Annotated in this window: 4 protein-coding genes; all 4 read right to left on the reverse strand. The window is 72.2% G+C overall.

All coding sequences use genetic code 11. From position 1 onward, the window contains the following. Positions 1 to 210 precede the first annotated feature (210 nt). The gene (locus AOK17_RS47040; RefSeq protein WP_055618754.1) at positions 211 to 1,206 is read right to left on the reverse strand and encodes a 3-oxoacyl-ACP synthase III family protein; all 996 of its coding nucleotides are present in this window, start codon (positions 1,204 to 1,206) and stop codon (positions 211 to 213) included. A 4-nt stretch (positions 1,207 to 1,210) separates the two neighbouring features. Next, positions 1,211 to 2,443, reverse strand: coding sequence for a beta-ketoacyl-[acyl-carrier-protein] synthase family protein (locus AOK17_RS47045; protein WP_055618757.1), 1,233 nt, complete (start codon positions 2,441 to 2,443; stop codon positions 1,211 to 1,213). A gap of 11 nt (positions 2,444 to 2,454) precedes the next feature. Next, positions 2,455 to 2,688, reverse strand: a complete 234-nt coding sequence (locus tag AOK17_RS47050) for an acyl carrier protein (protein ID WP_055618755.1) — start codon at positions 2,686 to 2,688, stop codon at positions 2,455 to 2,457. Between the two features lie 190 nt (positions 2,689 to 2,878). Then, a complete protein-coding gene (locus AOK17_RS47055; RefSeq protein ID WP_055618756.1) occupies positions 2,879 to 3,907 on the reverse strand; it encodes a beta-ketoacyl-ACP synthase 3 in 1,029 nt (342 codons plus the stop codon). Positions 3,908 to 4,247: the final 340 nt, after the last annotated feature.

The raw sequence follows: 4,247 nt of genomic DNA on the forward strand, positions 1-4,247 counted from the left end.
GTGGGTGGGCGACGAGGGCATGGGGGGAGCTTTCGCGTTCGTTCGTACGAGGTTCGGGGCAGGGGCTGGGCCCGCATCGGGCCCTGAGTCCGTGTTCCGTGCGAGGCGCCGGAGTTGTGTCCGGCGCCGGGCGAGGTCATGTCCGGCACCGGCGTCATGTGCGGCACCGGCGCCATGTGTGGCGCCGGAGCGGACCGCATGCGGCGTCGTTCACCAGCGGCAGACGACCACTCCCGCGCTCGCCCCGCTCGCGAAGCCGAACATGCCGACCAGGTCGCCGCGTTGGAGGCGGCCTGTGTCGAGGGCGGTGGCCAGTTGGAGGGGGATGGTGTTGGTCGCGACGTTGCCGTGGGTGGGGAAGGTGGCCAGGATCCGGCTCGGGTCGACGCCCACCCAGTCGCAGACGACGCGGGTGAACGGCACCGACGGCTGGTGCACACAGACGAGGTCCAGGTCGTCGCCCTCGATGTCCAACTCCCGTAGGGCGCCCCGTACTTTGTCCGGCAGTCCGTCGAACGAGGCCGCCAACTGCGCCGAGTCGATGCGCAGATGACCGAGTCGGCGGTGTTGCGCGTACGGATTGGGCAGCGTCGCAGCCTGCCAGCCCCAGGAGTTGGCGAAGAAGCGCGAGCCGAGGATGCCCGGCCGGTCGCTCGCCTCGACCAGGAGCGCGGAGCCCATGTCGCCGGTGCTGAGGCTGGGCAGTGCGGTCGACACGTCGGCCGGGTCGTCCACCGTCCAGCGGCTCTCGCGGGTGCTGACCTCGGCGGTGGCCACCAGCACCCTGCGGTACTGACCTGCCCGGATGAAGGCGTCCGCGACCTCCAGCGCGTTGAGGACGCCGTTGCAGGCGTTCTTCAGGTCGAACACGGGACACCGCAGGCCGAGTTTGTCGGCGACGACGTGGGCCGTGGCCGGCTCCTCCATGTCGGCGAGGATGCCCGCGTACAGGAGCAGGTCGATGCCGGCCGGATCGGTACCGGTGTCCGCCAGCAGGTCGCGTGCCGCGTCGACGGCCAGGTCGGAGGGCTGGTCGTGGTCGTCGGCCACGGTGCGCTCGGCCAGCCCGTACATGCGCTGGAGCACTCCGCGGGACAGCGGGTGGGTGGGGTTGCCCGCGCGGAAGCGGTCTTCCACCGCGGTCACGCTCTGCCGCCCCTCGGGGATGTGGACGGCCGCGTGAACGATGCTGCTGTGAACGGTCAATTGGTCATTCCTCGGTGAAGAGCAGCACGACGTTGTGCCCGCCGAACCCGAAGGACTGGCTCACGGCGGCCCGTACGCGCTGGGCACGGGGCTGGCCCGTCACGCAGTCCAGGTCGAAGGCGAGGTTGCCGGGCGTGAGGTTGGCGATCGGCGGCACTGTGGAGTGCCTGATGGTCAGTGCCGTCAGCGCCGCCTCGATAGCACCCGCGGCACCGAGACTGTGCCCGAGGACCCCCTTGGCGGCGGTGACGCTGGGGCGGTGCGGGAGCACGCGGCCGATCATCTCGGCCTCGGTCAGGTCGTTGAGGGGCGTCGAGGTGCCGTGGGCGTTGACATGGTCGACGTCCGCGGGACGCAGATCCGCCTCCGCGAGCGCCGCCCGCAGCGCGGTCTCGGCATGAACTCCGCCGGGGGAAGGGGCAGTTGGGTGGTACGCGTCCGAGGTGAGCCCGGCGCCCGCGAGCTGGGCGTAGGCGCGCCGGCCGCGCGCCCGAGCGTCCTCCGGCCTCTCCAGTACGAGTACTGCGGCGCCCTCTGAGATCACGAAGCCGTCCCGGTCGGCCGCGAAGGGCCGTGAGGCCGCCCCGGGGTCGCCGGTGCGGGACGACAGCGCCCCCATCCGCTGGAAGCCGGACGTGATCACCGGGGTGACGGCGGCCTCCGCGCCTCCGGCGATCGCGATGTCGCACAGACCGGCCAGGAGCAGATGGCGTGCCGTGGCCAGGGCGCTGGCCCCGGAGGCGCACGCGGTCTCCGTGGCCAGCGACGGGCCGCGGGCGCCCAGGTCCAGAAGCACCTCGCCCGCCGCCATGTTGGGGATCAGCATGGGCACGAGCGCGGGAGAGACCAGTTCGGGTCCTCCGTGGTGGTGGCGGAGGGTCTGGTCCTCCAGGTGCGCGGCGCCGGCCAGCCCGGACCCGATCACCACGGCGACCCGCGCGCCGTCCCACCCGGTGGGGTCGAGGCCCGCGTCGGAGACCGCCTCGCGCGCCGCGAGTACGGCGAGCCGGGTGAAGTGCCCCATCCGCCAGGCCTTGCCGCCGCCGATGCGGGCCTGCTCCGGCGTCATCGCCGGCACGCGGCAGGAGAAGTCGACCGCGCATTCCTTGAGTTCGGGGTCCGCCGTCGCGACGGAACGACCGCGCAGGATCCCCACCCATGTCGACTCCCGGCCGACACCGGCCGGGGTGATCAGACCCAGGCCGGTGACGGAGACGGGCGCACGCAGGGCTGTCATCGGGCCCGCCATCAGGCCCGCTTGGCGTTCAGCGCGGCGACGAGCTCACCGACCGTGCTGTGCTTGGCCGCCTCGTCCTCCTCCACGGGGACACCCAGCTCCTCCTGGAGCGCCAGGGCGAGTTCGGCCAGGGCGAGGGAGTCGAGGTCGAGACTCTCCAGGGTGGCCTCGGGACGGATGCTCTCGGGACTCACCTCGAACTTCTGCGTCAGTACGGCGGTTACGGCGGTCTGGGCGGGGGACATGGACGTTCCTTTCAACGGGAGTAGCGGGGTCGATGGCCATGGGGACATGGAGGCATGGGCCGATGGACGGGGTCTGAGGGCGAGGGGGGAGGGTGAGGGCGACAGGCAGAGGCACCCCGGTGGCAGGCAGGGGCAGTCGGTGACAGACAGCGGCAGACGGGGTGTCGGACGATCGGGCGATCGTGGCGGCCTACGCAGGCGAGGCGACACCGTCCACATGCGGCACACGCGGCAGCTCCGGCCACAGCAGGGCGGCCGAACCCCAGGTGAGCCCGGCCCCGAAGGCCGTCAGCAGTACGCGCTGCCCGCCGCGCAGTTCGCCGCGGGCAGCGGCGTCCGCCAGGGCAAGGGGGATGGAGGCGGCGCCAGTGTTCCCGACCCGCTCGATGTTGGTGATGTGCCGGTGGGCGGGTACGGGGATGCGGGCGCCGACGGCGGACAGGATCCGCGCGTTGGCCTGGTGGGCGCAGAAGTGGTCGACGTCCTCGGCCGGCCAGTCCGCGTGCTTGAGTACGGTCCGGGCGGACTGGGACATGCGCGTGACCGCGTGCTGGAACACCTCGCGCCCCTGCATACGGAAGTAGCGGTCGTCCGGGCCGTAGCCGTCGGGACGGGCGCGCTCCAGTGCGCCGCCGCCGGGCACCTGGATGAGGGTGTCGCCGGAGCCGTCGCTGCCGAGGTCGAACGCCACGACGCTGCCCGGCTCGCCCTCGGCTCCGCGCCGGAGTACGGCCGCCGCGGCGCCGTCCGCGAACACGATTCCGGCGGAACGGTCCTGCGGGGCGATGAGGGTCGAGTACACCTCGGCGGCGACCAGCAGCACGCGGTCGGCGCAGCCGGAAGCCAGGGCGCCGGCTGCGGTGGCGAGCCCGTAGACGAATCCGCTGCACGCCGCGGACACGTCCCACGCGGCTGCCCCGCCGAGGCCGAGTCCGGTGGCCAGCCGGGGTGCCATGGCGGGCATCGGCCGGTCGGGGGTGGAGGTGGCGACGACGACGGCGTCCACCAGCGGACGGCCGGCGACGGCCAGTGCCTTGCGGGCGGCCTCCAGCGCGAGATCGCCGGTGGCCACGCCGGGGGCCGCCCAGCGTCGCTCGCCGATGCCGCTGCGTCTGCGCACCCAGGCGTCGTCGACACCCCACGCGACGGGCAGATCGTCGTTGGCCACCGTGCGCGGCGGAACGAAGCCTGCGATGCCTTCGAGAACAGCCACTGTCACCGGGTGGCTCCACCGCGTCCGGCCGACAGCAGCGTCATCAAGAAGGGGTCCGCGCAAGGGAATTGGAAGGTCACACATGCCTCGATGGAGAGTGATCTTGAACGAGCGGCACGACTTTAGATCGGATCAAGATCACGCCGAGCCGCAACACGATCCGAACTGATGAGCCACCCACCCCGACTGGCCGAAAAGCGCCAGCTCAGTGGCCGGAATGCAGAAACGTCACGGCCGTTGCGCCATTTGTTTGTCACCCAAAAGACGTCAACATCGGGCGACCGTTCGAGAGCCGCCGATTGCGCCCCCCCTGGGCCTGGAGGGGCGGGGCGGTCGGGGTCGGGCG

Origin of the sequence: Streptomyces phaeochromogenes (assembly GCF_001418655.1) — a bacterium.
Taxonomy (GTDB): domain Bacteria; phylum Actinomycetota; class Actinomycetes; order Streptomycetales; family Streptomycetaceae; genus Streptomyces; species Streptomyces phaeochromogenes.